We start from the raw sequence: 23,487 nt of genomic DNA, 5'->3' as shown, positions 1-23,487 counted from the left end.
AGCGCATCGAGAACTCACGCGTCTCTGGCCACCTGCGCGAGCAGTTCTCCGTGCAGGATCGCGAACCAGGCGTCGGGGGCCGCGCCCCAGGCTCGCCACCCGTCACCGATCCGAGCGAGTTGGTCGGCACTGACGCCCTGCTCGGCGGCCTGCGCCGCAAAGGTCGGTCCAGTGCAGCGCTCCGCCTGGCTCTCGCCCCACCATCGACACGTCGAGTCGTCGGCATAGGTCCACACGCTCGACGTGAGTTGGGCATCATCGAGCCCGGCAGCCTGTGCCCAGCCACGCAGGCGACGGGCAGCGTCTGGCTCAGCACCATTGGCCCGGGCGACCCGGCGATAGAGGGAACGCCAGTCGTCCAGCGCCGGAACCTCGGGGAACCAGGTCATTGCCGCATAGTCCGCGTCCCGTGCCGCAATCCACCCACCGCGCCGGCACACACGCGCCATCTCCCTCAACGCGCGCGCTGGATCAGTGAGATGTTGCAGCACCTGATGCGCGTGCACGACATCGAAGCTGTCGTCGTCATAGGGCAGCGCACAGACATCGGCGAGCTCGAAACGCGTCACAGAATCCCCTCTGCGCAGAGCCTCCTCGCGAGCGGCATCGAGTGGGCCCTCGACGGGTTCGATCCCAACCACCTCACCGGGCGTCACGATCGCCGCGAGGTCGAGCGTGATCGTGCCCGGACCGCAGCCAACGTCGAGGACGCGCATCCCTGGCGCAAGGACGGGCAACAAGTAGCCGCAGGAGTTTGCAGCAGTGCGCTTCCCGTGTGATGCAAGGGTCGCCGACTCGTGACCGTGGGTGTAACGGTCGGCCTTGGCACCAGCCCCCATCACTGCAACCCCAGGTGTGCTGACCACAGCTCGCTTGCTCGCGTTGCCGCGGCATCGATGAGCTCCGCCAGTTCGGGACGATCCGGCACGCGGAACGAGGTGTAGCCGCCTCTTCCACCGGCCACGGGTCGGCCATAGGCCTTCGCCGCGACGTGTCCGTCAGGGAGCAGCCGGATGTTGAGAGTGGAGAGAATGAACTCCTCGCCCCGTCGAGAATCGTTCCACTGCAACGCTTCCGGAACGTTGACATTGATGGCCAAGGCACTGACCTCAAGCGGATCGGTCGCCACGACATCATCCTGAGGGGTCATGCGAGCTTCCCTTCGTCGTCGAGTGCTGCTGCCAGCATGCGATGACCCTGTGCCTCGAAGTCAACGTCGCCCACCTGGTGGGCCCACACAGCCGTGCCGACGGCCTCCCGGATCCGCTGTCGTTGCCAGCCCTGCGGATCGCGCGGATCCGATCCGTACCCCTCGAGGAACGCCTCTTCGAGGCGTGGGTCCTGGAGGAACTGTTGCGCAGCCAGCCGTGCGAAATCTGTGTATGCCGGCCGCAGGGCGGCGCGTCCGAAGTCGATCGCGGACACGACACCGTCGTGGATCACCCAGTTGCGCGGCTGCCAGTCCCCATGGGTTGGCACGACGACGCTGGCCGGTGTCGGCCACGACTTGACGATGTCCCGAAGCCGCACCTCGACATCGGCCTCGATGCGGTGCGGCTTGTCCAGCCAACCCAGCGCGCTGAGTTGCTCCCGCCTCCAGTAGCCCTCATCGACGACCTCGAGCTGCCCATGCAACAATTCGAGCAGCGCTCCGGCCTGCCGGTAGGTATCGGGCTCGTGCTCTGCGTCCCTGTCCTGGACCAGTTCGCCGGGCAAGAACTGAGTGACAAGAACTTTGACCTCGTCATCGGCATGGAGTATCCGAGGCGCCCGATCCACGGCAACCCACGGTCCCAGCCACTCACGATGAGCTCGCAACTCACGTGCGAGGTGGCCATCGCTCTCGTCGGCCGCCTTGATGATCACGGTGTCACCGCCGACAACAGCTTCGAGAACGACCGTTCCGATCAGGCCCCAGCTGTGGTCCCGCACGAACTCGGCGTCTGGCAACCACTCCCCCACGAGCTCTCGCTGAGCCGGGCTCAGCCGATCAGCCAAGGACCCGCTCAGGGAATCGGGCAAGGCGCGCCTTCGCAGCAGGGTCGGATGTAGCCGCATCCGTCGCACCGCTCGTGCGAAGTCTCCCAGCGCATCAACTGGCCGCAATTGGGGCACGGTTCGGTCAGATCAGCCATATCGTCAACGATATGGGACAGGCACGGGAACTGGACTACCACCACGCCCGGGCCAACGTTGCTCAGCTGGGTGTGCGGCGGTTCGCCGGCACGCGACCCGGGGCCCTGGATGTTCACAGTCGCAGCTGGATTTCCATCGACACTGTCACGACGTCCCCGAGCTCCACGGTCTCTGCGCGCCGCACCTTGTCCTTGAGCGGCACGACGTAGCCACCGTCCTTCGGCCACAGCGACGTCGTCCACTCGGTGCCACCGATGCGCAGCGTCACCGGCACCATCCCCCAGCCGTAGCTGACCAGCTCGCCGGCCTCGCGGACCTCGTCGCACAGGTCCTCAGGAACCGAGATGAAGTGGTACGGCGCCGGTCCGCGCCACTCCCACACCTCGCCCGCGAACTCGAACTCGACCACGTCGCTGATCATGCGCGACAACATAGCCGCGGCCGGGGACGAAGACTCGGGACACCGCAACCCCGGCGGGTGGCCACGAAGTCTTGACCCGGCATACCAACTCTTGACTCTTGCCGAACCCTGCGTTGACCGCAGCCTTCCTAGGGTGGGTCTCGCTGCGGGAGCGAAGATCAGGGAGTTCCTCGCTCCGGCGGCCGCGCCTGCTCGTTTCGTCCTGAGCAGGCCGTCGTCACCCCCACCGGTCCAGGGGCTCATGAAGCGGTGGGGGTGACGTCCGTCTGGGGCGCGTTCACTCCGGGATCGTGAGCAGGTGCGCGCGTTCGTGACCGATGGGGACGAAGCCCTCGCGCAGCAGGACGGGCAGCGACTGGGTGCGTCGAGCCTTGGTGACGGCCGTGTGACACCGGGCCATCGCGGCGAGGTCGAGGCGGGCGGCGAGCATGGCGGCATACACACCGCGACGGCGAGCGTGCGGCAGCACCGCTGCCCCGACGAGCGGTGCCACATTCGACTCGAACCCGACCCGCGCGCGACCGACCGGATCACCGTCGAGCCATCCGATGACCCACGCCCCTTGCGCGCGCGCCAGCTCCTCGAGCACCTCGGCCAGGAGTTCGTCGCGATCCGGCGGGACCGGACTGGCAAAAACCTCGACGCCGATGTCGACCATCGCGTCGAGTCCCCCCGCATCGTCAACGACGGTGACCCGGACGCCGGGCGCGATCTCGGGAAGGCCCTCATCCACAGCGCGCGCCACGCACACCTGGTCCTCGATCGTCGTGGCCCCCACTGCGAGCACGAGCTCCTCGAGCCCCTCGGGCGTCGAGTCGTCCCGAAACCACCACTCCGCGCTGCGCGCTCCGAACTCACGCAGGTATGCCGTGAGCTCACCGAAAAGGTCCTCGGCGTCCCGATCCGAGCGGGTCCAGTGGACGACGAACGCCCGCTCCGGCTCGGGTGGGTAGCGGCTGATCAGGGCGTCGTAGTGGCCGAGCGTGACGTACCCGCGACTGGGCACCACGCCATGACGGGTGATCGACTGCAGGACGAGGTCCGGGAACGCCCCCATCGCGGCTCAGCCCTCGAAGCGGCTCGGATCGCCAGCGCCCACCCGGAGCACTTCGGCGACATCTCCGGACAGGTCGATGACGGTCGTGGGCTCGGTCCCGCACTCCCCCGAGTCGATGACGACATCGACGACGTGGTCGAGCTCTTCCTTGACCTGCCAACCATCGGTCATCGGCTCGGTGGCGCCGGGAAGGATGAGGGTGGACGTCAGCATCGGCTCGCCCAGCTCGGCGAGCAATGCCTGGACCACGGGGTGTTCGGGGATGCGCACGCCGACGGTCTTCTTCTTGGGGTGCAGCACTCGACGCGGCACTTCGCCGGTCGCCGGGAGGATGAACGTGTAGGGGCCGGGGGTCGACGCCTTGACCGCCCGGAACACCGCGTTGTCGACGTGGACGAAGTGTCCGAGCTGCGCGAAGTCGGCGCACACCAACGTGTAGTGGTGCTTGTCGTCGAGCTGGCGGATGTCGCGGATGCGGTCCTTGGCCGACTGGTTGCCGAGGGCAGCGCCCAGCGCGTAACCGGAGTCGGTCGGGTAGGCGATCAGCCCACCCTCACGCAGGGTGTCGACGGCCTGCTTGATCGAGCGGGGCTGCGGGTCGACCGGGTGGACGTCCAGATAGCGCGCCATCGCTCAGCCCTCGGCCATCGTGATGGGCGTGCCGAGCTGCACCGTGCGCGACACGGTGCACAGGCGGTCACGCGACTGGGCGATCGACCGCGGCAGCATCTCGCGTGCTTTGTCGCCTTCGGGGCCCTGCGGGAAACGCACCCGGAAGGTCACCTCAAGGTCCTCCATGTGGTTGCCCTTTTCGGCACTCTTGGCCTTCACACCCTCGCTCACGACGGTGAACTCGGTCGGCTCGGCGCGCTTTGCCGTGATGAAGTCGACGTCGACCGCGCTGCAGCCGGCGATGGCGGTGAGCAGGAGCTCGACCGGCGTGAAGTCGTCGGACTCACCCGTGCCGATGTGGATGGTCCCGCCCCGCGAGTTGGTCACGTCGAACTCGCCGTGGCTGGTGCGCGTCAACGTGACCGAGCGGTGTCCCGGCCCGGTGCCACCGGTCTCGGGCGCGGTCGTGCTCTGTGTTGCCGACTCGGTCATGTGGTGCTCCATTTCTCGTCGATGGCGCGCACGACCTTGATGTCGCGCGCCGTGAGCGGTGTGCCGGCGAGCCGTTCGAGCTTGGCGCCAGCGAGCCGGGCGGTGTGGAAGTCGCCGTCGATCTCGAGAAGGAGGTCTCGGCCCACGACACAGGAACGTTCAGGCGTGTCGGCGTATGCCGTGAGCGCACGTTGGGCGTCCTTGCTCACCTCGCCCTTGGCGAAGGCCACGTAGCGGCGCGCGTTGTTGTCGATGAGTGGGGGCATCGCGTCGATCGCGGCGGCCATCTCGCCGAACTCGGCGGGCGACCGCACCATGGTCGGGACCTCGAAGCCTCGCCACTCGCGCAGAAGGTCCTCGATGGCCAGCTCGACCTTCGCGCCCGAGCGCATCGTCGAGGTGAGCGCGATGTTGCCCGTCTGGATGTGCGTCTCGACGTCGGTGAAGCCAGCGCCGGCCAGCCGCTCCCTGAGTTCCGCCATGGGCACCTTGTGGTGCGCACCAAGGTTGATGGCACGCAGGAAGGCGAGGTGGCGCGGCATACGCCGATCCTGCCAGAGTGGCGCACATGACCGGTGCACCCGCAGTCCCCGAAGGACGCATCGTCCTCGTTCGTCACGGCAAGACCGAGTGGAGCGAGTCCGGTCAGCACACCGGCACGACCGACATCCCGCTGACCGCTGAGGGTGAGGCCGACGCCTCGAGGCTGCAGGAGAGGCTGTCGGGGTTTGACTTCGGACTCGTCCTGTCGTCACCGATGCAGCGTGCCCGACGAACGGCCGAGATCGCCGGGTTCGGTTCTCCCGAGGTCGATCCCAACCTCGTCGAGTGGGACTACGGCGCCTACGAGGGCCGGACGACCAAGGAGATCCGGGCCGAGGTCGGCTACGAGTGGGCCGCGTTCGAGCACGGCGTAGTGCCGGGTGAGACGCCTGGCGAGACGGTCGAGGAAGTCGCGGCGCGGGCCTCGCGCGTCCTGCTGCGGGCAGCGCCGGTCCTCGCCACGCGAGACGTGCTCCTGTTCGGCCACGGACATGCGCTTCGGGTCCTTGCGACGACCTTCCTGCGGGAGCAGCCGAGATTCGCGGCCAAGCTCTTGCTCGATGCGGGGTCGGTGAGCGTGCTCGAGTACGAACGCGAGCAACCCGCCATCAAGCTCTGGAACAGCTTGGGATGAGTTTCAGGGCAGCGGCCACGTGTGCACGGGCTCGTTGGTGCTCATGTGCTCCGTGTAGAGCTCGAGCATCTGGTGCAGGGCCTTGAGACGGTCAGATCCCCGCTCCTCGAAGCGCCGCACCGCGTCGGTCTGCCACGTGGCTCCGTTGGCGCCGGCCTGACAGCGCGCCTCGATGATGCCGAGGAAGCGGTCACGAACGGCCTGCGAGACGCCCCACTCCTCGAGACCCTCGTGAGCGAGCGGGAGCAGGTGTCGCAGGACGAGCTCGTCGGCGCCGACCTCGCCGAACCCGGGCCAGTAGAGGCGGGCTTCGATGCCGTCCCGGGCGCCGCGGTGGAAGTTCTCCTCGCACGCGGCGAAGCTCATCTTGGTCCAGACGGGGCGCTCCGTGGACGCCAGCTTGCGCACCACGCCGTAGTAGAAGGCGGCGTTGGCAAGGGTGTCCGCGATGGTCGGACCGGCCGGGAGCACCCGGTTCTCGACCCGCAGGTGGGGTCGGCCCTTGACGATGTCGTAGATCGGGCGGTTCCAGCGATAGACCGTGCCGTTGTGGAGACGGAGTTCGGCGAGTTCTGGTGCCTCACCGGCATCCAGCTTGGCCATGGGGTCCTCGTCGGTGGTCTCTGCGAGCAGGGCCGGGAAGTAGCGGGAGTTCTCCTCGAAGAGGTCGAAGATCGAGGTGATCCAGCGCTCGCCGAAGAAGACGCGGGGACGGACGCCCTGGTTCTTCAGTTCGATGGGCCGGGTGTCGGTCGCCTGCTTGAACAGCTCGATGCGCGTCTCCGCGTGCAGTCGCTTCCCGAAGAAGAACGGTGAGTTGGCGGCCAGGGCGACCTGGACGGGAGAGATCGCCTGGGCGGCGTTCCAGTGGTCGGCGAAGTCGGAGGGTGACACCTGGAGGTGCAGCTGCACGCTCGTGCAGGCCGACTCCGGCGCGATGGAGTCGCAGTAGGTTGACACGCGCTCGCCCTGCGGACCGGTGATGTCGAGGAAGATGTCCTCGCCGCGAGCCACGAAGATCGAGTCGTTGAGAGCGGTGTAGCGGTTGTTGTCGCTGATCCACTCCCCCTCGTAGTGCTCCGGCATGATCGTCGGGAGGATGCCGATGGCCACGAGTCGCGAGCCCACCTCGCGAGCCTTGGCGTCGGCGGCGTTGAGCGACTCCCGCAGGTCGTGCTCGAGCTCGATCGCGGAGTCCCCCGGCAGCGGCCTCGGCAGGACATTGAGCTCGATGTTGTATTTCGCCAGCTCGGTCTGGTAGCCCGGATCCGCGATGGCCTGCAGGACCTCGGCGTTGGCGAAGTGCGGGTCGAAGTCCGCGTTGACGAGGTTGAGCTCGATCTCGAGCCCCGTCAGCGGTCGGTCGAACTCGAAGGAGTGCTGGCTGAGCATCCGTTCGAACACGTCGAGGTTCTGACGCACCTTCTCGCGATAGCGCTGCCGCTCCTCGCGTGTGTAGCTCTGTGCGCTGACCTCAGCACCCACGCCATTCACCTCCCGATCTGTTGCCCGAACGTCGGCCCGGAGGGCCAACTCAATCACCATCCGAGCACAGCGCGCGAACGGAACGTGCCCGAATCCGCGTTTCGGTCACGAGGGCTGTCGGCACCCCCACCTAGCCTTCGAGATGTGCGCATGATTCACACCTCCGACTGGCACCTGGGACGGGCGTTCCACCAGGTGGGGCTGCAGGGCGCCCAGTCGGCCTTCCTGGATCATCTTGTTGACGTCGTGCGCTCCGAGTCCGTCGACGCCGTGCTGGTGTCGGGTGATGTCTATGACCGGGCGCTGCCCGCGCCCGACACTGTGGCGATGCTCTCCGATGCGGTCGAGCGAGTCATCGACGCGGGCGCCACGGTCGTGCTCTCCAGCGGCAACCATGACTCCGCGATCCGGCTGGGTTTCGCCTCCCGCCTGCTCGAGCGCTCGGGGCTGCACATCCGCACGAGCATCGACGACATCGGCCGTCCGGTGGTCATCGGCGACGTCGCCGTGCATCCCCTCCCCTACCTCGAGCCGTCACTGGCCGCTGGTGCGCTGGGCACGAGTGAGCGCACGCACGCGGGTGCCCTGCGCGCTGCGATGGCGCGGGTGCGGAGCTCACTCGACGCCGGCGCGGAGCGTCGATCGGTCGTCATGGCCCACGCCTTCGTCACGGGTGGCGCCACGAGCGACTCCGAGCGCGACATCTCGGTTGGTGGCGTCGCGGCCGTGCCGCCCGATGTCTTTGCCGGAGTCGACTACGCCGCGCTGGGGCACCTCCACGGTCGCCAGCAGGTGTCCGATTCGGTCCGCTACTCCGGTTCGCCCGTGGCGATGTCGTTCAGCGAGGCGAGTCACACCAAGGGCTCGTGGCTCGTCGACCTCAGCGGCGAAATGCCCGTCACGCGGTTCGTCGAGGCACCGGTCGAACGTCCACTGATGCTGCTCCGGGGCACGCTGGACGACCTGCTTTCCGAGCGCCAGCACACCGCCGCCGAGTCGGCCTGGTGCCAGGTGACGCTCACCGACCCGATCCGCCCGCTCGGTGCCATGGAGCGCCTGCGCGCCCGCTTCCCCCACACCCTCGACCTGCGCTTCGCACCTTCCGGTTCGGTCACCACGATGAGTGCGTATGCCGCGTCGCTCACCGAACGCTCCGACCTCGACGTCTGCTGCGACTTCCTGACCCGTGTCCGGGGTGGTCACAGCGCAGACGAGGCAGAACGGGACCTGCTGGGCCGGGCCGTCGAGGGCGCGCGCCTTCGCCGTTCGGCCAGCGACGGTGAGGGCGGCACCTCAACCCGTCGCAGCTCGGGTGCGGCATGAGGATCCACCACCTCAGCGCCACGGCCTTCGGGCCGTTCCCCGACGAGATCGGGGTCGACTTCGACGCGTTGACCGCAGCCGGGCTCTTCCTGATCCACGGGCCCACCGGTGCCGGCAAGACCAGCCTCCTCGACGCGATCTGCTTCGCTCTGTTTGCCGACGTGCCGGGGCTTCGCGACAAGCGGGGCATCGTCAGCGATCATGCCGCCCCCACTGCGACTCCTTCAGTCGAGCTCGAGTTCACCTGTGGCACACGACGATTCAGGATCCACCGCTCCCCCGCACACTCCCGCCCCAAGAAGCGCGGCACCGGCACCATCGAGGCTCCGGCAACGGTGACTCTCTCCGAGCTGCAGAGCAGTGCGTGGACCGTGGTCTCGACCCGCAACGACGAAGCCGCCGAGGTTCTCAATGACGTGCTCGGCATGGGCAAGGAGCAGTTCGCCAAGGTGGCGATGCTGCCCCAGGGTGAGTTCGCCGCATTCCTCACGGCCAAGGACGACGACCGTCGCGCGCTGCTCGAGAAGCTGTTCGACATCACCCGGTTCGCCGACGTCGAGGAGTGGCTCGTCGATGAGCGCCGCTCCAGCGAGGCCACCGTCAGCAGCCTGCGCAGTGGCATCGACACCGATCTGGCCCGCCTCGCGGATGTCGTCGCCGCCAGCGGTCTGGTCCAGACGTCAGCCAGCGACAACGATGCGCCGGCGGTCGACGAGCGCACTCTCGATGGCCGGCCAGCCCTGGACCGCACCTCGCCCGACGCCATCCGAGCCCTGCTCGACGCCACGGGCACCGACCTCGACTCCCAGGTGTCCGAGGCGATGGTGGCACTCGATGCTGCTGTCGTCGCGGAGAGCGCCGCTGCCACCGACGCGGAGCGCGCGCGGAGCACCATGGCTCTCCGGGAACGGGCCAGGGTCGCCCGCGTCACCCTCGCCGAGCTCGATGACGTCCAGGAAGACATCTCCGCTGCCCGCCTCACCCACGACGGGGCCAGCCGCGCAGCCTCCGTGCGTGGCCACGTCGCGGCGATCGCTCGCGAGGCCGCCGAAGTCGAGCGCGCCACCGTCACTGTGAGCGCTGCGTCGGCCCGGGTGCTCGCGACTGCTCCCGAGGTCGCCGCCCCGGGAACACTGCTCGAGCACCTTCGTCTCCACGACGACACCTTGCGTGAGCTCGTCCGACTCGAGGCTTCGCGGGCAGAACGCGCCCGCCTGGCACGTGGCCACCTCGATGCCATCACCGCCGCGACGGCGATCCTCGAGACGGCCGACGCCCACCGCGCCGAAGTCACGGCTCGAGTCGCCGAGGCTGAGACCGCGCTTGCCGACGCCCTCGAGGCCGAGGCCTCCCGGGAGGGCGTGGAGGGCGCTGCCGGGGCGGCGCGTGATCGGCTCCGACTGGCCCGACGCGTGCTCGACGACGAGGTCACCGTGGCGCGCCTGGTGTCCGATGCGGCTGATGCCCGCACCGCCGCCCAGGATGCGCGTGATCACGAGCAGGACGTCGTGGCGCGGCGTCTGGCCCAGATGGCCGCCGAGCTCGCCGAGGGCCTGGTCGACGGACAGTCCTGCCCAGTCTGCGGAGCCCACGATCACCCGGCACCGGCCCGAGAGGGCGATCGGGTGAGCGCCTCCGCGCTGGACGACGCGCGTCTGAAGCACGCGGCCCTGAGCCGAGCGCACCAACAGTCAGAGGCAGAGGCCGCCAGCGCCCAGGCCTTGCTCGCCGAGGCCCTGAAAGTGCTCGAGGCCGAGTCCGCACGCGACCTCGACCTTGCCGGCCTCACCGCCGAAGCCGATGCCGCCGAGAGCCGTCGGACAACCGTGCGGGCACGCTCCCAGAAGCGGACAGCGGCTGAGCAGCTCCTCGCGACCGCACGCAGCGAGGTGCAACGTCTCGACGTCGCGGTCACGTCGGCGCAGCACGCCCTCGCCCGGGCCACCACGATGTCCGAGCAGGCTCAGCAGGCTGAAGCCGCAGATGTTGCAGCCTCGGCCACCCTCCTCGAGGCCCACTCCGGCTGTCCCTGTCTGTCCGCCGACGACACCCCTGCTCGCGCTGACGTGGCCAGCAGACGCACGTCCGGCGAGGGCGACTCGCTCACCGCGATCCACACCCTTGTCGAGTCGCATCACCGGCTGACGACTGCCGCTCAGACCTGGGATGAGGCCCTCCGTCGCTGCGACGAGACCCAGGCCCGCCTCACCTCGGCGACAGAGGTCGGGCTGGTCGCGGCCACCGAGGCTGGCTTTGCCTCGCTCGACGAGGCTTCAGCCGCCATGCTGGCGCCGGCTGCACTGGATCGACTCCGCGATCGGCTGCACGACCACGATCGCGCCCGCTCGTCTGCGACGGCACTCCTCGGTGACACCGATGTCATCGCGGCTGAGTCGGCGCCGGCGCCGGACCTCGCTGAACTGACAACGGCTGCGCAGCAGGCTCGGACGGCTCTGCTCATGGCGCAGTCCGCGCAGACCGAGGCCAGCACCGCCCGACGTTCCTTCACAGCCGTGCGATCGAGCCTGATGGCCGGGCTCGACGCGGCCGGTCCCGCGTTGACGCACCACCACCGAATCAAGGACCTCGCCGACACCTTCACCGGTGGCGGTCTCAACAACACGCTGCGCATGCGGCTCACGTCGTTCGTTCTCGCGGCCCGGCTCGACACCGTGGCGCGACTCGCCAATGAGCGGCTGCGCATCATGGGAGATGGCCGCTACACCCTCGAGCACACGGACCGGCTGGCCGCTCGGGGCGCGCGCTCTGGGCTGGGGCTGCGCGTCCTCGACCAGTGGACCGGCGTCAGCCGCGAGACCTCGACCCTGTCCGGCGGCGAAGCGTTCATGGCCTCGCTCGCCCTTGCGCTCGGTCTGGCCGATGCCGTCCGTGAGGAGTCCGGCGGCTTCGACCTCGGCACCCTGTTCGTCGATGAAGGTTTCGGCACGCTCGACGACGAGAGCCTCGAGCAGGTCATCTCCGTCCTCGACTCCCTGCGCGAGGGCGGACGAGCCGTCGGTGTCGTCTCCCACGTGGGCGAGCTCCGCAGCCGCATCACCAGTCAACTGGTCGTCCGCAAGACGGCCAGTGGCAGCACCGTCGCCATCTCGACCCCGGGCGCCGAGAGCGCCGCCTGACGGCGTCCACCCATCAGTCGAGAGGAGAGAACTCGCCGTCTCCAGTACCTGGAAGACGGCGAGTTCTCTCCTCTCGACCGGCTCTTGGGTGAGGGCTCAGTCCTCGAAGGCCTCAGGAGGCGGGCACGAGCAGACGAGGTGGCGGTCGCCGTAGGCGCCGTCGATGCGACGGACGGGCGGCCAGTACTTCGCGAGTGGGTCCACACCCGGCGGGAAGGCCGCGTCCTGACGGCTGTAGTCCACGTCCCAGTCACCGGCGAGTGAGATCGCCGTGTGCGGCGCGCCCCGCAGGACGCTCGTCGCCGAATTGCCGGCGGCGCCCACGGCGTCGATCTCCCTGCGAATCGCGATCATCGCGTCGCAGAAGCGATCGAGCTCGAGCTTGTCCTCGCTCTCGGTGGGCTCGACCATGAGCGTGCCCGCGACCGGGAACGACATCGTCGGGGCGTGGAAGCCGTAGTCGATGAGGCGCTTGGCGATGTCGTCGGCGCTCACGCCCGTCTCCTTGGTGAGGGGACGCACGTCGAGGATGCACTCGTGAGCGACGAGACCGCCCTCACCCGAGTAGAGCACCGGGTAGTGGTCGCGCAGACGCGCGGCGACGTAGTTGGCGTTGAGGACCGCGACCTCGGTCGCGCGGCGCAGACCCGCGGCACCCATGAGGCGCACGTAAGCCCACGAGATCGGCAGGATGCCCGCGGAGCCGTAGGGCGCGCCGGAGATCGGTCCGACGCCGGTCTCCGGGCCAGCCTCCGGGTCGAGCGGGTGGTTGGGCAGGAACGGCGCAAGGTGCTCCCGACAGGCCACCGGACCGACGCCGGGTCCACCGCCACCGTGCGGGATGCAGAACGTCTTGTGCAGGTTGAGGTGCGAGACATCAGCGCCGAACCGACCCGGCTGGGCCAGGCCGACGAGGGCGTTGAGGTTGGCGCCGTCGACGTAGACCTGGCCACCGGCGTCGTGCACCATCGCGCACAGGTCGGTGATCGTGTCCTCGAAGACCCCGTGGGTCGACGGATAGGTCACCATGATCGCCGCGAGGTCGTCGCGATGCTCCTCGACCTTGACCTTGAGGTCGTCCATGTCGACGTTGCCGGTGATGACGTCGGTCTTGACGACGACGACCTTCATGCCGGCCATGACGGCGCTGGCGGCATTGGTGCCGTGCGCGCTGGCAGGGATGAGGCAGACGGTGCGCTCACCCTGGCCCTGCGAGCGGTGGTATGCCGCGATGGCGAGGAGTCCTGCGAACTCACCTTGGGAGCCTGCGTTGGGCTGGAGGGAGACGGCGTCGTAGCCGGTGATGTCGCACAGCCACTGCGACAGCTCGTCGATGAGGTGACGGATGCCCTCGGTCTGGGGCAGCGGCGCGAACGGGTGCAGGCTCGCGAACTCGGGCCAGGTGATGGCCAGCATCTCGGTCGTCGCGTTGAGCTTCATGGTGCACGAGCCGAGCGGGATCATCCCGCGGTCGAGGGCGAAGTCGCGGTCCGAGAGGCGACGCAGGTAGCGCAACATCGAGGTCTCGCTGTGGTGGCTCGTGAAGACCGGGTGCGTGAGGTACTCGGACGTGCGCACCAGGGCGTCGTCCCAGGTCGGCTCAGCGATCGCGACACTGGTCGGTGCGTTGACGCCGAACGCGCGACAGACCTTGTCGATGTCGTCGAGGCCAGTGGTCTCGTCGACAGAGAGGAGCACTGTGTCGGCGTCGTGGCGCCACACGTTGGAGCCCTCGGCCAAGGCAGCCGCGACGATCTCGTCAGCACGACCCGGCACGCGGATCGACAGCGTGTCGAAGCCGGCCTCGCCGTCCACGTCGACACCACCCGCACGCAGGGCGTCGGCGAGGGTCGTGGCGTGGGCGTGGATCCGCAGCGCGATCGCACGCAGACCACGGGGGCCGTGATAGACGGCATACATGCTGGCCATGACGGCAAGGAGGACCTGCGCTGTACAGATGTTGGACGTGGCCTTCTCGCGACGGATGTGCTGCTCACGCGTCTGAAGTGCAAGCCGGTATGCCGGCGCTCCCGTCACGTCGACGGAGACCCCGACGAGGCGGCCGGGCAGCGTGCGCTCCAGTCCGGCGCGCACGGACATGTAGCCGGCGTGGGGACCTCCGAAGCCCATTGGCACACCGAAACGCTGCGTCGTTCCGACCGCGATGTCGGCCCCCCACTCCCCCGGCGCGGTGGCCAGGGTGAGAGCCATGAGGTCCGCTGCGGCCGTGACGAGCGCGCCCGCCTCGTGTGCTGCCTCGGCGAGGGCGTGGTGGTTGCGCAGGCGCCCGTGGAGGTCGGGATACTGGACCAGGACACCGAAGACCTCGCGACCTCCGGCGGCCTCGACGAGCATGTCGCGGGTGGTGACCGAGGCCAGGTCGGCCACGACGATCTCGATGCCCAGCGGGACCGCTCGGGTCCGCATGACGGCGAGGGTCTGCGGGAAGGTCGCCTCGTCGACGAGAAGCACCGAGTCAGCCGCAGCCTTGCTGGAGCGACGCATCAAGGTCATCGCCTCAGCCGCGGCCGTGGCCTCATCGAGGAGCGAGGCACCGGCCGTGCTCAACCCGGTGAGGTCACCGACGACGGTCTGGAAGTTGAGCAGCGCCTCGAGCCGCCCCTGCGAGATCTCGGGCTGATAGGGCGTGTATGCCGTGTACCAGGCGGGGTTCTCGAGGACGTTGCGCTGGATGACGGCCGGCGTGATGGTGCCGTAGTAGCCCAGCCCGATCATCGAGGTGAGCACCTGGTTGCGGGCCGCGAGGCCGCGCAGCTCCTTGACGACGGCGAGCTCGGACTCGGCCGGGACGATGTCCATGGCCTGCGTGGCGCGGATGGCGTCGGGGACGGCGGTCGCGGTGAGCTCGTCGAGGCTGGCTCGACCGATCGTGGCGAGCATCTCGGCGACCTCAGCCTCGCTCGGGCCGATGTGGCGCTCCGCGAAGGCGGGCAGGTCGCTGGTGTGGATCGTGGTGTCGGTCATGAAGGTGAGGCTCCTGGCACACGGGCGGGCACGGGCCTCCCCTTCTGTCGCGGCGTGAGCCGTCTCAGAGGTGCCTGATCCGTGCGGTCCTTTGCGCCTGAGAGGTTCCGGGGAGTTTGCCCCTTCGGCGCCCCGGCTCCAACTTCGGACCGAGGACTCTCCCGCACGGTGTTTGCGGCGCCGTCAGCGTAACAAACAGCGCGCGCCCTTTGAGGGCGCGCGCTGTCTGGTGAGTTGGAGGGGTGTCAGGCGAGACGTGCGGCTCGGCGTGCGCTGAGCTCGTCATCGGGGTGCGCGGCAGGGGTCTCGTCGGAGAGTCGCTCACTGGGGAGGTGCGACAGGTCGCCCTCGACCTCTCGCCAGACCTTGCCGACGGCGATGCCGAAGACACCCTGTCCGCCCTGGAGGAGGTCGATGACCTCTTCGTTGGACGTGCACTCGTAGACCGAGGCGCCGTCGCTCATGAGAGTGATCTGCGCGAGGTCGTCGACGCCGCGGTCACGCAGCACCTGGACGGCACCGCGGATCTGCTGCAGCGAGACTCCGGTGTCGAGCAGTCGTTTGACGATCTTGAGAGCGAGGATGTCGCGGAACCCGTAGAGGCGCTGTGAACCCGAACCAGCCGCACCGCGCACCGACGGCTCCACGAGCGCGGTGCGCGCCCAGTAGTCGAGCTGCCGGTAGGTGATGCCGGCGGCCTTGCACGCGGTCGGACCGCGGTAGCCGGTCTCCTCGTCCAGGTCGGGCAAGTCGTCCGTGAACAGCAGCCCCTGTGCCGCGACGGGCACATGAGCCTTGGGGTGTTCTTCGATGGCGTTCACGCCAACCTCCTGCTGCAACACGGTGCGATGTAACTACATGGACGTCGTTCTCTTGAGGCGACGGTATGGCGCGGAACACGCGGGGTCAACTACCACTGGACCCCAACCTCATGCGTGTCGTGAGTAACATCAGTAACACTCACCGTCAACTAGAGGGTTGATCTCCCGTGTCGAAGTCGTCGGCGGAGACGTGGTCGAGGAACTCCTTGAACTTCTCGACTTCGTTCTCCTCCTGCTCCTCCTCGGCCATGGCGACACCGGCCTGGTCGAGGAGGTCCTCGGTCGTGACGATGTCGACGCCGAACCGCAGCGCCAGCGCAATGGCATCCGAGGAGCGTGAGTCAATGCTCAGTCCTCCCCCGTCTGCGCCGCCGTCGATGTCGAGCTCGGCGTGGAAGACGCCGTCCTCGAGGCTCGTGATGCGGACCCGGACGAGCGTGTGCCCCAGGTCGTCGAGGAGGTTCTTGATGAGGTCGTGCGTCAGCGGCCGGGGCGGGACCACCCCCTGCTGGGCGTAGGCGATCGCGGCAGCCTCGGCGGCGCCCACCCAGATGGGCAGGTAGCGACTACCGTCCCGCTCGCGCAGCAGAACGATGGGCTGATTCGTCGGCATCTCGACGCGAACCCCGAGGACGTCCAGTGACTTCACCGTTCCACCGTACGTCGTCAGGGACGGGCCAGACCACCCTTGACCAGCGCGGCGTGCAGTTGGAGGCACAGTCGCGCGACATCGGCCTGGTCCTTGGCCCGTCCGCCGGTCCGTCGGGTGCTCATGGCCTGCTCGACGAGGCCGACCTCGCGGTCGGCTGCCGTGCGGAACGGACGCAGGTGACGGGCTTCAATTCCGTATGCCGCGAGACCAGCGGCCGCGTGCGCGGCCTGGAGATCGGCGCCGGAGAAATGACCCGCGTCATCGGCGCGCAGGACACCGAAACCCTCGAGCGACGAGATGGTCGTGTGATCGAGTCCTGTCGCGGTCGTCAGCTCGTCGCGGGTGAGCCGAACCGCTCGCTCGGGCAACAGGCCCTCGGCAGCCGGCACATCGGGGTCGGCCTCGGGACCGGGCGGGCGTGGACGAGCATCGGCAACTGCTGCCGGTTCGAGACCGCGGTCCAGCGCATCGAGGGCTTCGCGGATGACCTTGAGCGGCCAGAACCGATCACGTTGGGAACGCAGGACGTAACGCAGGCGCTCGACGTCGGCCGGCGAGTACGTGCGGTAGCCCGCAGGGGTGCGGGCCGGCTCGACCAGCCCCTCGACCTCGAGGAACCTGATCTTGGAGATGCTGACCTCCGGGAACTCCTCGCGCAGTGCGTCGAGGACCTTCCCGATGGTCAACGGCCGCTCAGGCCTTTTTGGCGGCATAGAAGACGAGGCGGTACTTACCGATCTGCACCTCGTCGCCAGTCTGGAGCACCGACTCGTCGATGCGCTCCCGGTTGACGTAGGTCCCGTTGAGCGAGCCCACATCCTTGACGACGAAGTGCTCCTGCACCCGCTCGAAGGTCGCGTGCTGCCTCGACACCGTCACGTCATCGAGGAAGATGTCGCTCTCGGGGTGGCGCCCGGAGGACACCACGTCGTCATCGAGCAGGAACCTGGCTCCGGTGTTGGGGCCCCGAAGGACGACGAGCAGGGCGGTGCCGGGGCGAAGCGCCTCGACGGTGGCCTGGTCGGCACGGGTGAGGACGTGGTCGCTCTCGTGGACGATGTCGGACTTCTCGAGTCCTTCCACCGCCCGGAAGCGCATCGTCGTCGACGACTCCGGCTCGCGCTCGGGCGTCTCGCGACTCTCGTCACTCATCAGTGCGGCTCCTCGTCTGCGGTGTGACCGGCGGCGGTTGTGACCAACCCGGCCCGTCGTCTGAAGCACTCACCCTAGATGACCACTCAAGGGATGAACAGGTGATTGGCCGTGGACGCACCTGCGAATCAGCTGAGCTGTTGCTGATAGGCCTCGACGTCGAGCAGTCCCTCGACGGCTGCGGCGTCGCTCGGCTTGAGCTCATACATCCAGCCCTCGCCGTAGGGGTCGGAGTTCACGAGCTCGGGAGAGGCGTCCAGGGCGGCGTTCACGGCGCAGACCTCGCCGGCGAGCGGGGCGTACAGGTCGCTCACGGACTTGGTCGACTCGACCTCGCCACAGGCGTCCCCGACGGCGACAGTGTCGCCGACAGCGGGAAGGCTGACGTAGACGACGTCCCCGAGGGCGTCCTGTGCGAAGGAGGTGATCCCGATCCGGACGGCGCCATCTTCGGTCGTGCGCACCCACTCGTGCTCGGCGGTGTAGCGCAGGTCGCTCGGGTACTCGAGGTCGCTCATCAGTGAGGCTCCTTCAGGTCCGTTCAGGACTTCGTGGGACTGGGTACGGGTCGAGCGTACTGAGGCTCGGAAACGGTCTGCAACGCGGACACCGTGACCTCGTCCTTGGTCTCGACGCCCGCCTCGCCCTTCACGCTGCGCACCGACTCCGTGACACCTCCGGGAATCTCCATGGCGGAGGCGAGCGTCGAGCCGTCACCGATGGCCGTGACGACGTAGGGAGAGCTCACGGGGTGACCCGAAATGGCGATGCCACCCTCACCATCGGTGAAGTAGGTGTTGGCGACGACACGCACGTTGTTGATCTCAATCGCCTCGGCGCCGGCGTCGCGCAGCTCCTGCAGGGTGTCCAGCAACAAGGGCGCGGTGACTCCGTGTTCGGGGTCGCGGATCGTGAGGACGATGCCTGGACCGCGGGCCGGCACAGTGCCCGCCATGATCGCCAGGGAGTCGAGGCGCTGCTGGGCAGCACGCTGGGCCTCGTTGAGGCTGGTGGTGCTGCTCTGCAGTCGGTCGCGTGAGAGCTGCAGTGTCTGGATCTCCTCCGCGAGGCGGTTGCCGTCCTGGTCGACGGTGTCGAGGATGCGGATCAGCTCGTCCTCTCGCAGGTCCTCGAGACCCTCGATCGACGTCTGGTGCACCTGCGCGGCGATGGCGAACCCCAGGCCGAGCGCGAGCAGCGTGGCCAGGACATTGGCCTTGGTCAGGCGCGGCCGGCCCGCTCGTCCGAGCCGGTGCCAGGCCTTGCGGGAGGCGTCCTCCTGGGATGACGCCACGGGCGCAGCCTCCGGCTCGGCATCAGGACCCTTCGACGCAGCTGTGCCCTTCGGCACCATTTTCACGGGTTGCGCCTCGTCCGCCTTCGGGTTCTCGTCGGTCATGCCGAGCCGATCACGCGTTGAAGAGGTGGCGGCGGATGGAAGCCACGTTGGAGAAGATCCGCACCCCGAGAACGACGACGACACCGGTCGAGAGCTGACTGCCCACACCGAGCTGGTCGCCCAGGAAGACGATGAAGGCGGCGACGACGACGTTGGACAGGAACGAGATCACGAAGACCTTGTCGTTGAAGATCCCGTCGAGAACGGCCCGCACTGCGCCGAAGACGGCGTCGAGCGCCGCGATCACGGCGATGGGCAGGTAGGGCTGCAGCCACAGGGGAACCTCGGGCTGCAGGAGGACGCCGGCGATGATGCCGAAGACCAGTCCCAGGGCGGGGATCACGACGAATCTCCTTCGGGTGAGGACGTTGCTGAGTCCTTGACCTTATCGGCGGGCGTCGCGACCCTGGTCCCCAGCGTCGCCGATGCCGGAATCGTGACCTCTTTGCGGACGGCCGTTTCGACGCTGATGCCGAACGAGCTCTTGAGGGTCGAGAGGTAGGTGCCGCCATTGCCATCGGCGAACGTGGCCGGCATCTTGCCGGGGTCCCCGATGGCCGTGACGACGTAGGGACGCTTGAGCGGGCGGTAGTCGACGAGGATCGCCTGGCCGGCAAACCGGATCGAGGCCGTCGACGTCAGTCGCTGACCGTTGACCGACACCGCTTCGGCTCCGGCCTCCCATAGGCTGTTCGTCAGGATCTGCAGGTCTCGCGCGAAGACCGTTCCCTCGGAATCACTGGTGTTGGCCCGTGGTTCGAAGTTGCTTCCGTCGTCGTCGGCCCGTGGGGCGTCGTCGAGGGTCACGACGAAACCGGGACCGCGCACCGGCACGGCGCCGGCCACGAGGGACAGCCGCTCGACGCTCTGGGCGAGTTCCTCGCTGACGTCGCGCAGGGTCTCGGCGTCGAGGCCGGAGATCTGGGCGCGCAGGGCGCTGGCCTGGACCGCCCGTGCGTCCGCGACTTCCTGCTGCTTCTCGATGCGCTCGATCAGACTGGTTCTGGTGCGCTCCTTGGTCGTCTCGCCTCCGCGCAGCTGGATGGCTGCGATCCCGACGAGGGTGCCGATGATGACGGCGAAAACGATGAGGGCCGGTGAGCGCAGACCGGTGGCGCGAGGCAGACCGGCCTTCTCGCGCAGGTCAGCCGCAGCCGCGTAGCCGGGGTCAAGTGGCCGCTCCAGCATCGACGTGATGAGTGTCATCGATGCGTCCGGACGACGCGGAGGCGTCGTCACCTGCGGACTCACGGGGCACCACGGCGAGCGATGAGCTGGCGCAGCTGGACGGCATACAGGATCCCCGCAACCCAGTAGAGGACTGTGCCCCACCACGCGAAGCCCCAGCCCACGGGCCGCATGAACGCCGCGAGCCAGCCGTCACCGTCGGCCATGAGCAGCGCTGGGAAGGAGTAGAGCAGGTTGAAGGTCGCGGCCTTGCCGATGAAGTGCACGGGAAGCCCGGTCCAGCCGTAGCGCTTGGCGATGAGGACCACGACCCCCATGAAGGCCTCGCGGGCAAAGAGCACGATGACGAGCCACCACGGGATGATGTCGCGCCACGCCAGACCGACGAGGGTGGTGACGATGTAGAGGCGATCGGCGATGGGGTCGAGCAGCTGCCCGACCCGCGAGACGAGGCCGTAGTGGCGCGCGATCTTGCCGTCCAGATAGTCGGTGATGCCCGACGCCATGAGGATGACGAGAGCGATCGCGTCGTGCTTCGTGGCGATCGCCCAGATGAACAGCGGGACGCCCAGCAACCGCAGCGCCGACAGGGCATTGGGCAGCGTGAGGACGCGGTCGACGGGGTCGCTGTCGGTCCCCCGAACGCTCTCACCGGCAGTCATGGCAGCAGCCTATGTGCTCCTGTCTAGAGTCGGTTCATGACTTCCCGCATCCTCGTAGGTGATGCCGCGAGCTGGCGCTCGAACCGCACGAGCGTGAAGTGGGGCCTCTACCCACCGGACGTCCTCCCGCTGTGGGTCGCCGAGATGGACGCGGCCCCCTGCGAACCCATCGTCGAGGCCGTCAGCGCCGCGATGCGTCGCGGCGACACGGGGTACCCGCTCGGTCACGCTTTCGTCGAAGCGGCAGTCGGGTATGCCGCGCAGACCTGGTCGTGGACCATCGCACCTTCGCGGGTCACTCCCGTCACCGACGTCATGGTCGGGCTGAGCGAACTCGTCCGCCTGGTCACCGCTCCCGGCGGGCCCGTGATCGTCTCGTCCCCCGTCTACAACGCCTTCTTCGACTTCATCGACATGGCCGGGCGTCGGGTTGTGGACGCTCCCCTGGACGAGGACCTGCGACTCGACCCCGAGGTCCTCGACAGGACGTTCGGTGAGGTGACCGCGGGAGGTGAGCCGGCGGCATACCTGCTGTGCAACCCGCAGAACCCGACGGGCACCGTCCACTCGACGGCCGAGTTGGCGACTCTCGCCGAGATCGCGAACCGGCACGGCGTCGTGGTCATCGCCGACGAGATCCACGCACCCATCGTTCACGAGGGGGTGTTCACGCCGTACCTGTCGGTGCCCGGTGGTGAGCGCGGCGTGAGCCTGCTCTCCGCGTCGAAGGCCTGGAACCTCGCCGGACTGAAGGCGGCCCTCGTCGTCACTGGCGCTGATGCCCGTGATGACCTGTCGCTCCACGAGGTCCACACGCATGGCGCCAGCCATCTCGGCCAGATCGCTGCCGTGGCTGCCTGGACCGACGGACGCGAGTGGCTTGCGCAGGTGACCGCCGAGATCGATGACAACCGCGCGCTGCTGGGTCGCCTTCTCGCGGAGCGACTTCCGGACATCGGGTATGCCGCTCCGGCCGCGACCTACTTGGCCTGGCTCGACTGCCGCGCGCTTGGCTGGGGTGACGATCCGGCCGCCGTGCTGCGTGAGCGAGGGCGGGTCGCACTCTCGCCCGGCCTGTCCTTCGGCGACACCGGGCGCGGGTTCGTGCGGTTCAACCTGGCCACCTCGCCGGCGATTGTCACGGAGGCCGTGGAACGCATGGTGGGATCACTACGTGAATCCTGACGTGAGCCGTTGGCTCCTGACCTCGACCGAACGCGACAACTCCCACACCCGCATCGACGACGCGCACCCCGGCGAGACGGCCTGGTCGACGGGCAATGTCGTCACCCCACTCGTGGATGGCGCCACCTATTTCGCCGAGCTGCACCGGGTCCTGGAAGCGACCACGGAGGGCGACGTCATCATGTTCGTGGGCTGGCGCATCGACGGCGACCAACTCCTCACGGACGACCCGGCCAGCGCGATCCTGGCGGTTCTCGACCGCGCCGAGAACCGGCGCGTGCAGGTGCGAGCCCTCGTCTGGCGCTCGCACACGGAGCAGATGGACTTCTCGGCCGAGGACAACCGGAAGGTGGCCGAGGGACTCGCCGACGAGGACGACGAGCACGCCGAGGTGTTGTTGGACATGCGTGTCCGGCGTGGGGGCGCCCACCACCAGAAGTTCGTCGTCGTGCGCCACCGTGACGACGCGACCCGCGACGTCGCGTTCGTCGGTGGCATCGACGTGGCCCACTCGCGACGCGACGACTCGGCACACTTCGGCGATCCGCAGCAGCAGGGTCTGGCGCCCGAGTACGGACCCCGACCCGGGTGGCATGACGTCCACTGCGCCATCACCGGGCCCGCAGTGGCCGACGTCGAGACCGTGTTCCGTGAGCGGTGGGAGGACCCGAGCCCGCTCGCACCGGCCATGCACTCGCGCATCCGCGACACGTTCAGCAAGGTGAAGCACGAAGCCACTCCTCTGCCACCGCAGTCCCCGCCCCCACCCCCGGTCGCGGGTGGGACGCACGTCGTGCAGTTGCTTCGCACCTATCCCCACCTGCACCGGGGTCGGGCCTATCCGTTCGCTCCGGCCGGTGAACGCTCGATCGCCCTGGCTCACCTCAAGGCGATCGCCCAGGCCAGCGACTTCATCTACGTAGAGGACCAGTACCTCTGGTCCTCAACCATCACGTCGGCTTTCGCGGATGCGTTGTCGGCGAACCAGGACCTCCATCTCGTCGCCGTGATTCCCCCTCGACCGGACCTCGTAGGCGTCGGAGCCCGGATGCAGTTCGAGGGCCGACTCGAAGCCGTGGAGAAGCTGGCCGCCGCCGCACCGGGGCGGTTCGCGGCCTACGGCATCGAGAACCACTCGGGGTGGCCGGTCTACGTCCATGCCAAGGTCATCGTCATCGATGACTGGTACGCGACGATCGGCTCGGACAACATCAACCGCCGCTCGTGGACGCACGACTCCGAGCTGGCTGCCCTGGTCATCGACGATGCCGGCCTCGACCACTCCCCCTATGCGCGTTCACTGCGCCTGAGGCTGGCGGCCGAGCACCTCGACCGTCCGCTGTCCGGTGCCGCTCACGCCGACGCGATGAACGACTGCGTGTCGGGGCGTGGCCTCTTCGAGGCGTATGCCGCGTCGGCTGCGGCACTGCAGTCGTGGCACGACGGCGGGATGGTGGGCGCGCGCCCGCCGGGACGGTTGCGCGCGTTGGCCGCACCGAAGATGGGGCGATGGAGCAAGCACGTGCTCGAGGTTCCGCAGCGGTTGCTCGGCGACCCCGACGGCCGCCCGAGCCGGCTTCGGCTCCGGCGCGAGTTCTGACCC

At 68.4% G+C, this 23,487-nt stretch carries 24 protein-coding genes and 1 riboswitch; of the genes, 5 read left to right on the top strand and 19 right to left on the bottom strand.

Features of this window, described 5'->3' with window-relative positions; genetic code table 11:
• Window positions 1-14 precede the first annotated feature (14 nt).
• From ACFQRE_RS18290 to ACFQRE_RS18255, 8 genes are all read right to left on the bottom strand, one after another.
• Entirely contained in the window at window positions 15-716 is a 702-nt protein-coding gene (locus ACFQRE_RS18290) for a methyltransferase domain-containing protein (protein WP_380125861.1), read from the bottom strand.
• Between the two features lie 122 nt (window positions 717-838).
• Complete coding sequence (locus ACFQRE_RS18285; protein WP_380125193.1) at window positions 839-1,150, bottom strand: hypothetical protein; 312 nt, start codon at window positions 1,148-1,150, stop codon at window positions 839-841.
• Window positions 1,147-2,022, bottom strand: a complete 876-nt coding sequence (locus tag ACFQRE_RS18280; RefSeq protein ID WP_380125191.1) for a phosphotransferase — start codon at window positions 2,020-2,022, stop codon at window positions 1,147-1,149. Before ACFQRE_RS18280 ends, ACFQRE_RS18285 begins: the two co-directional genes overlap by 4 nt.
• 226 nt (window positions 2,023-2,248) lie before the next feature.
• Window positions 2,249-2,557: a DUF1905 domain-containing protein gene (locus tag ACFQRE_RS18275; RefSeq protein WP_380125189.1), complete on the bottom strand. Its 309-nt coding sequence runs from the start codon at window positions 2,555-2,557 to the stop codon at window positions 2,249-2,251.
• 277 nt (window positions 2,558-2,834) lie between these two features.
• Entirely contained in the window at window positions 2,835-3,614 is a 780-nt protein-coding gene (locus ACFQRE_RS18270) for a GNAT family N-acetyltransferase (RefSeq protein ID WP_380125186.1), read from the bottom strand.
• A gap of 6 nt (window positions 3,615-3,620) precedes the next feature.
• Complete coding sequence (locus tag ACFQRE_RS18265) at window positions 3,621-4,244, bottom strand: L-threonylcarbamoyladenylate synthase (RefSeq protein ID WP_380125184.1); 624 nt, start codon at window positions 4,242-4,244, stop codon at window positions 3,621-3,623.
• A 3-nt stretch (window positions 4,245-4,247) separates the two neighbouring features.
• Window positions 4,248-4,718 carry an OsmC family protein gene (locus ACFQRE_RS18260; protein ID WP_380125182.1) on the bottom strand — a complete coding sequence of 157 codons (471 nt, stop codon included), beginning with the start codon at window positions 4,716-4,718 and terminating at the stop codon, window positions 4,248-4,250.
• Window positions 4,715-5,260, bottom strand: a complete 546-nt coding sequence (locus ACFQRE_RS18255) for a DUF1697 domain-containing protein (protein WP_380125180.1) — start codon at window positions 5,258-5,260, stop codon at window positions 4,715-4,717. The genes ACFQRE_RS18260 and ACFQRE_RS18255 overlap by 4 nt, the downstream gene beginning before the upstream one ends.
• 26 nt (window positions 5,261-5,286) lie before the next feature.
• On the opposite strand from ACFQRE_RS18255, the gene ACFQRE_RS18250 reads away from it, so the two are divergent.
• Window positions 5,287-5,895 carry a histidine phosphatase family protein gene (locus tag ACFQRE_RS18250; protein WP_380125178.1) on the top strand — a complete coding sequence of 203 codons (609 nt, stop codon included), beginning with the start codon at window positions 5,287-5,289 and terminating at the stop codon, window positions 5,893-5,895.
• Between the two features lie 3 nt (window positions 5,896-5,898).
• Here the strand turns inward: ACFQRE_RS18250 and ACFQRE_RS18245 are convergent, their stop codons facing one another.
• Entirely contained in the window at window positions 5,899-7,380 is a 1,482-nt protein-coding gene (locus ACFQRE_RS18245; RefSeq protein ID WP_380125176.1) for a glutamate-cysteine ligase family protein, read from the bottom strand.
• Between the two features lie 150 nt (window positions 7,381-7,530).
• Between ACFQRE_RS18245 and ACFQRE_RS18240 the strand changes: the two genes are divergently transcribed.
• Window positions 7,531-8,703, top strand: a complete 1,173-nt coding sequence (locus ACFQRE_RS18240; RefSeq protein ID WP_380125174.1) for an exonuclease SbcCD subunit D — start codon at window positions 7,531-7,533, stop codon at window positions 8,701-8,703.
• A complete protein-coding gene (locus tag ACFQRE_RS18235; RefSeq protein WP_380125172.1) occupies window positions 8,700-11,840 on the top strand; it encodes an AAA family ATPase in 3,141 nt (1,046 codons plus the stop codon). Before ACFQRE_RS18240 ends, ACFQRE_RS18235 begins: the two co-directional genes overlap by 4 nt.
• Before the next feature lie 96 nt (window positions 11,841-11,936).
• Here the strand turns inward: ACFQRE_RS18235 and gcvP are convergent, their stop codons facing one another.
• The 10 genes from gcvP to ACFQRE_RS18185 form a co-directional block, all read right to left on the bottom strand.
• Window positions 11,937-14,825, bottom strand: coding sequence for an aminomethyl-transferring glycine dehydrogenase (gene gcvP, locus ACFQRE_RS18230; RefSeq protein WP_380125170.1), 2,889 nt, complete (start codon window positions 14,823-14,825; stop codon window positions 11,937-11,939).
• 74 nt (window positions 14,826-14,899) lie between these two features.
• Window positions 14,900-14,999: riboswitch (glycine riboswitch) on the bottom strand.
• Window positions 15,000-15,070: 71 nt separating this feature from the next.
• On the bottom strand, window positions 15,071-15,646 hold the full coding sequence (locus ACFQRE_RS18225) for a MerR family transcriptional regulator (RefSeq protein ID WP_380125168.1): 576 nt from the start codon (window positions 15,644-15,646) through the stop codon (window positions 15,071-15,073).
• A gap of 145 nt (window positions 15,647-15,791) precedes the next feature.
• Entirely contained in the window at window positions 15,792-16,295 is a 504-nt protein-coding gene (locus tag ACFQRE_RS18220; protein ID WP_380125165.1) for a bifunctional nuclease family protein, read from the bottom strand.
• Between the two features lie 17 nt (window positions 16,296-16,312).
• A complete protein-coding gene (gene ftsR, locus ACFQRE_RS18215) occupies window positions 16,313-16,984 on the bottom strand; it encodes a transcriptional regulator FtsR (protein WP_380125163.1) in 672 nt (223 codons plus the stop codon).
• Between the two features lie 7 nt (window positions 16,985-16,991).
• A complete protein-coding gene (locus ACFQRE_RS18210; protein ID WP_380125161.1) occupies window positions 16,992-17,450 on the bottom strand; it encodes an FHA domain-containing protein in 459 nt (152 codons plus the stop codon).
• A 128-nt stretch (window positions 17,451-17,578) separates the two neighbouring features.
• Window positions 17,579-17,968 carry a glycine cleavage system protein GcvH gene (gene gcvH, locus ACFQRE_RS18205; protein ID WP_380125159.1) on the bottom strand — a complete coding sequence of 130 codons (390 nt, stop codon included), beginning with the start codon at window positions 17,966-17,968 and terminating at the stop codon, window positions 17,579-17,581.
• A gap of 23 nt (window positions 17,969-17,991) precedes the next feature.
• Window positions 17,992-18,849: a DUF881 domain-containing protein gene (locus ACFQRE_RS18200; RefSeq protein WP_380125157.1), complete on the bottom strand. Its 858-nt coding sequence runs from the start codon at window positions 18,847-18,849 to the stop codon at window positions 17,992-17,994.
• Window positions 18,850-18,859: 10 nt separating this feature from the next.
• Window positions 18,860-19,192 (bottom strand): small basic family protein, encoded by a 333-nt coding sequence (locus tag ACFQRE_RS18195; protein WP_380125155.1) that lies wholly within the window; start codon window positions 19,190-19,192, stop codon window positions 18,860-18,862.
• A complete protein-coding gene (locus ACFQRE_RS18190; protein ID WP_380125153.1) occupies window positions 19,189-20,055 on the bottom strand; it encodes a DUF881 domain-containing protein in 867 nt (288 codons plus the stop codon). Before ACFQRE_RS18190 ends, ACFQRE_RS18195 begins: the two co-directional genes overlap by 4 nt.
• 41 nt (window positions 20,056-20,096) lie before the next feature.
• Window positions 20,097-20,699, bottom strand: coding sequence for a CDP-alcohol phosphatidyltransferase family protein (locus tag ACFQRE_RS18185; RefSeq protein WP_380125151.1), 603 nt, complete (start codon window positions 20,697-20,699; stop codon window positions 20,097-20,099).
• Window positions 20,700-20,735: 36 nt separating this feature from the next.
• Here ACFQRE_RS18185 and ACFQRE_RS18180 point away from each other — a divergent pair, with 36 nt between their 5' ends.
• Together ACFQRE_RS18180 and ACFQRE_RS18175 are read left to right on the top strand one after the other, a co-directional pair.
• Window positions 20,736-21,884, top strand: a complete 1,149-nt coding sequence (locus ACFQRE_RS18180; RefSeq protein ID WP_380125149.1) for a MalY/PatB family protein — start codon at window positions 20,736-20,738, stop codon at window positions 21,882-21,884.
• 1 nt (window position 21,885) lies between these two features.
• On the top strand, window positions 21,886-23,484 hold the full coding sequence (locus ACFQRE_RS18175; protein ID WP_380125147.1) for a phospholipase D family protein: 1,599 nt from the start codon (window positions 21,886-21,888) through the stop codon (window positions 23,482-23,484).
• The last annotated feature ends 3 nt before the right edge of the window (window positions 23,485-23,487 follow it).

Origin of the sequence: Knoellia pratensis, from assembly GCF_042666395.1 — a bacterium.
Taxonomy (GTDB): domain Bacteria; phylum Actinomycetota; class Actinomycetes; order Actinomycetales; family Dermatophilaceae; genus Knoellia; species Knoellia pratensis.
Note: the sequence above shows the minus strand (reverse complement) of the source record. Positions and strands in the feature narration are given on the sequence as shown.

Excerpts from the sequence above, each read along its gene's own strand:
- ACFQRE_RS18290 (WP_380125861.1), bottom strand. The coding sequence starts at position 716 with ATGCGCGTCCTCGACGTTGGCTGCGGTCCGGGCACGATCACGCTCGAC.
- ACFQRE_RS18285 (WP_380125193.1), bottom strand. The coding sequence starts at position 1,150 with ATGACCCCTCAGGATGATGTCGTGGCGACCGATCCGCTTGAGGTCAGT.
- ACFQRE_RS18275 (WP_380125189.1), bottom strand. The coding sequence starts at position 2,557 with ATGATCAGCGACGTGGTCGAGTTCGAGTTCGCGGGCGAGGTGTGGGAG.
- ACFQRE_RS18270 (WP_380125186.1), bottom strand. The coding sequence starts at position 3,614 with ATGGGGGCGTTCCCGGACCTCGTCCTGCAGTCGATCACCCGTCATGGC.
- ACFQRE_RS18265 (WP_380125184.1), bottom strand. The coding sequence starts at position 4,244 with ATGGCGCGCTATCTGGACGTCCACCCGGTCGACCCGCAGCCCCGCTCG.
- ACFQRE_RS18260 (WP_380125182.1), bottom strand. The coding sequence starts at position 4,718 with ATGACCGAGTCGGCAACACAGAGCACGACCGCGCCCGAGACCGGTGGC.
- ACFQRE_RS18255 (WP_380125180.1), bottom strand. The coding sequence starts at position 5,260 with ATGCCGCGCCACCTCGCCTTCCTGCGTGCCATCAACCTTGGTGCGCAC.
- ACFQRE_RS18250 (WP_380125178.1), top strand. The coding sequence starts at position 5,287 with ATGACCGGTGCACCCGCAGTCCCCGAAGGACGCATCGTCCTCGTTCGT.
- ACFQRE_RS18240 (WP_380125174.1), top strand. The coding sequence starts at position 7,531 with ATGATTCACACCTCCGACTGGCACCTGGGACGGGCGTTCCACCAGGTG.
- ACFQRE_RS18235 (WP_380125172.1), top strand. The coding sequence starts at position 8,700 with ATGAGGATCCACCACCTCAGCGCCACGGCCTTCGGGCCGTTCCCCGAC.
- gcvP (WP_380125170.1), bottom strand. The coding sequence starts at position 14,825 with ATGACCGACACCACGATCCACACCAGCGACCTGCCCGCCTTCGCGGAG.
- ACFQRE_RS18210 (WP_380125161.1), bottom strand. The coding sequence starts at position 17,450 with ATGAGTGACGAGAGTCGCGAGACGCCCGAGCGCGAGCCGGAGTCGTCG.
- gcvH (WP_380125159.1), bottom strand. The coding sequence starts at position 17,968 with ATGAGCGACCTCGAGTACCCGAGCGACCTGCGCTACACCGCCGAGCAC.
- ACFQRE_RS18200 (WP_380125157.1), bottom strand. The coding sequence starts at position 18,849 with ATGACCGACGAGAACCCGAAGGCGGACGAGGCGCAACCCGTGAAAATG.
- ACFQRE_RS18190 (WP_380125153.1), bottom strand. The coding sequence starts at position 20,055 with ATGACACTCATCACGTCGATGCTGGAGCGGCCACTTGACCCCGGCTAC.
- ACFQRE_RS18185 (WP_380125151.1), bottom strand. The coding sequence starts at position 20,699 with ATGACTGCCGGTGAGAGCGTTCGGGGGACCGACAGCGACCCCGTCGAC.
- ACFQRE_RS18180 (WP_380125149.1), top strand. The coding sequence starts at position 20,736 with ATGACTTCCCGCATCCTCGTAGGTGATGCCGCGAGCTGGCGCTCGAAC.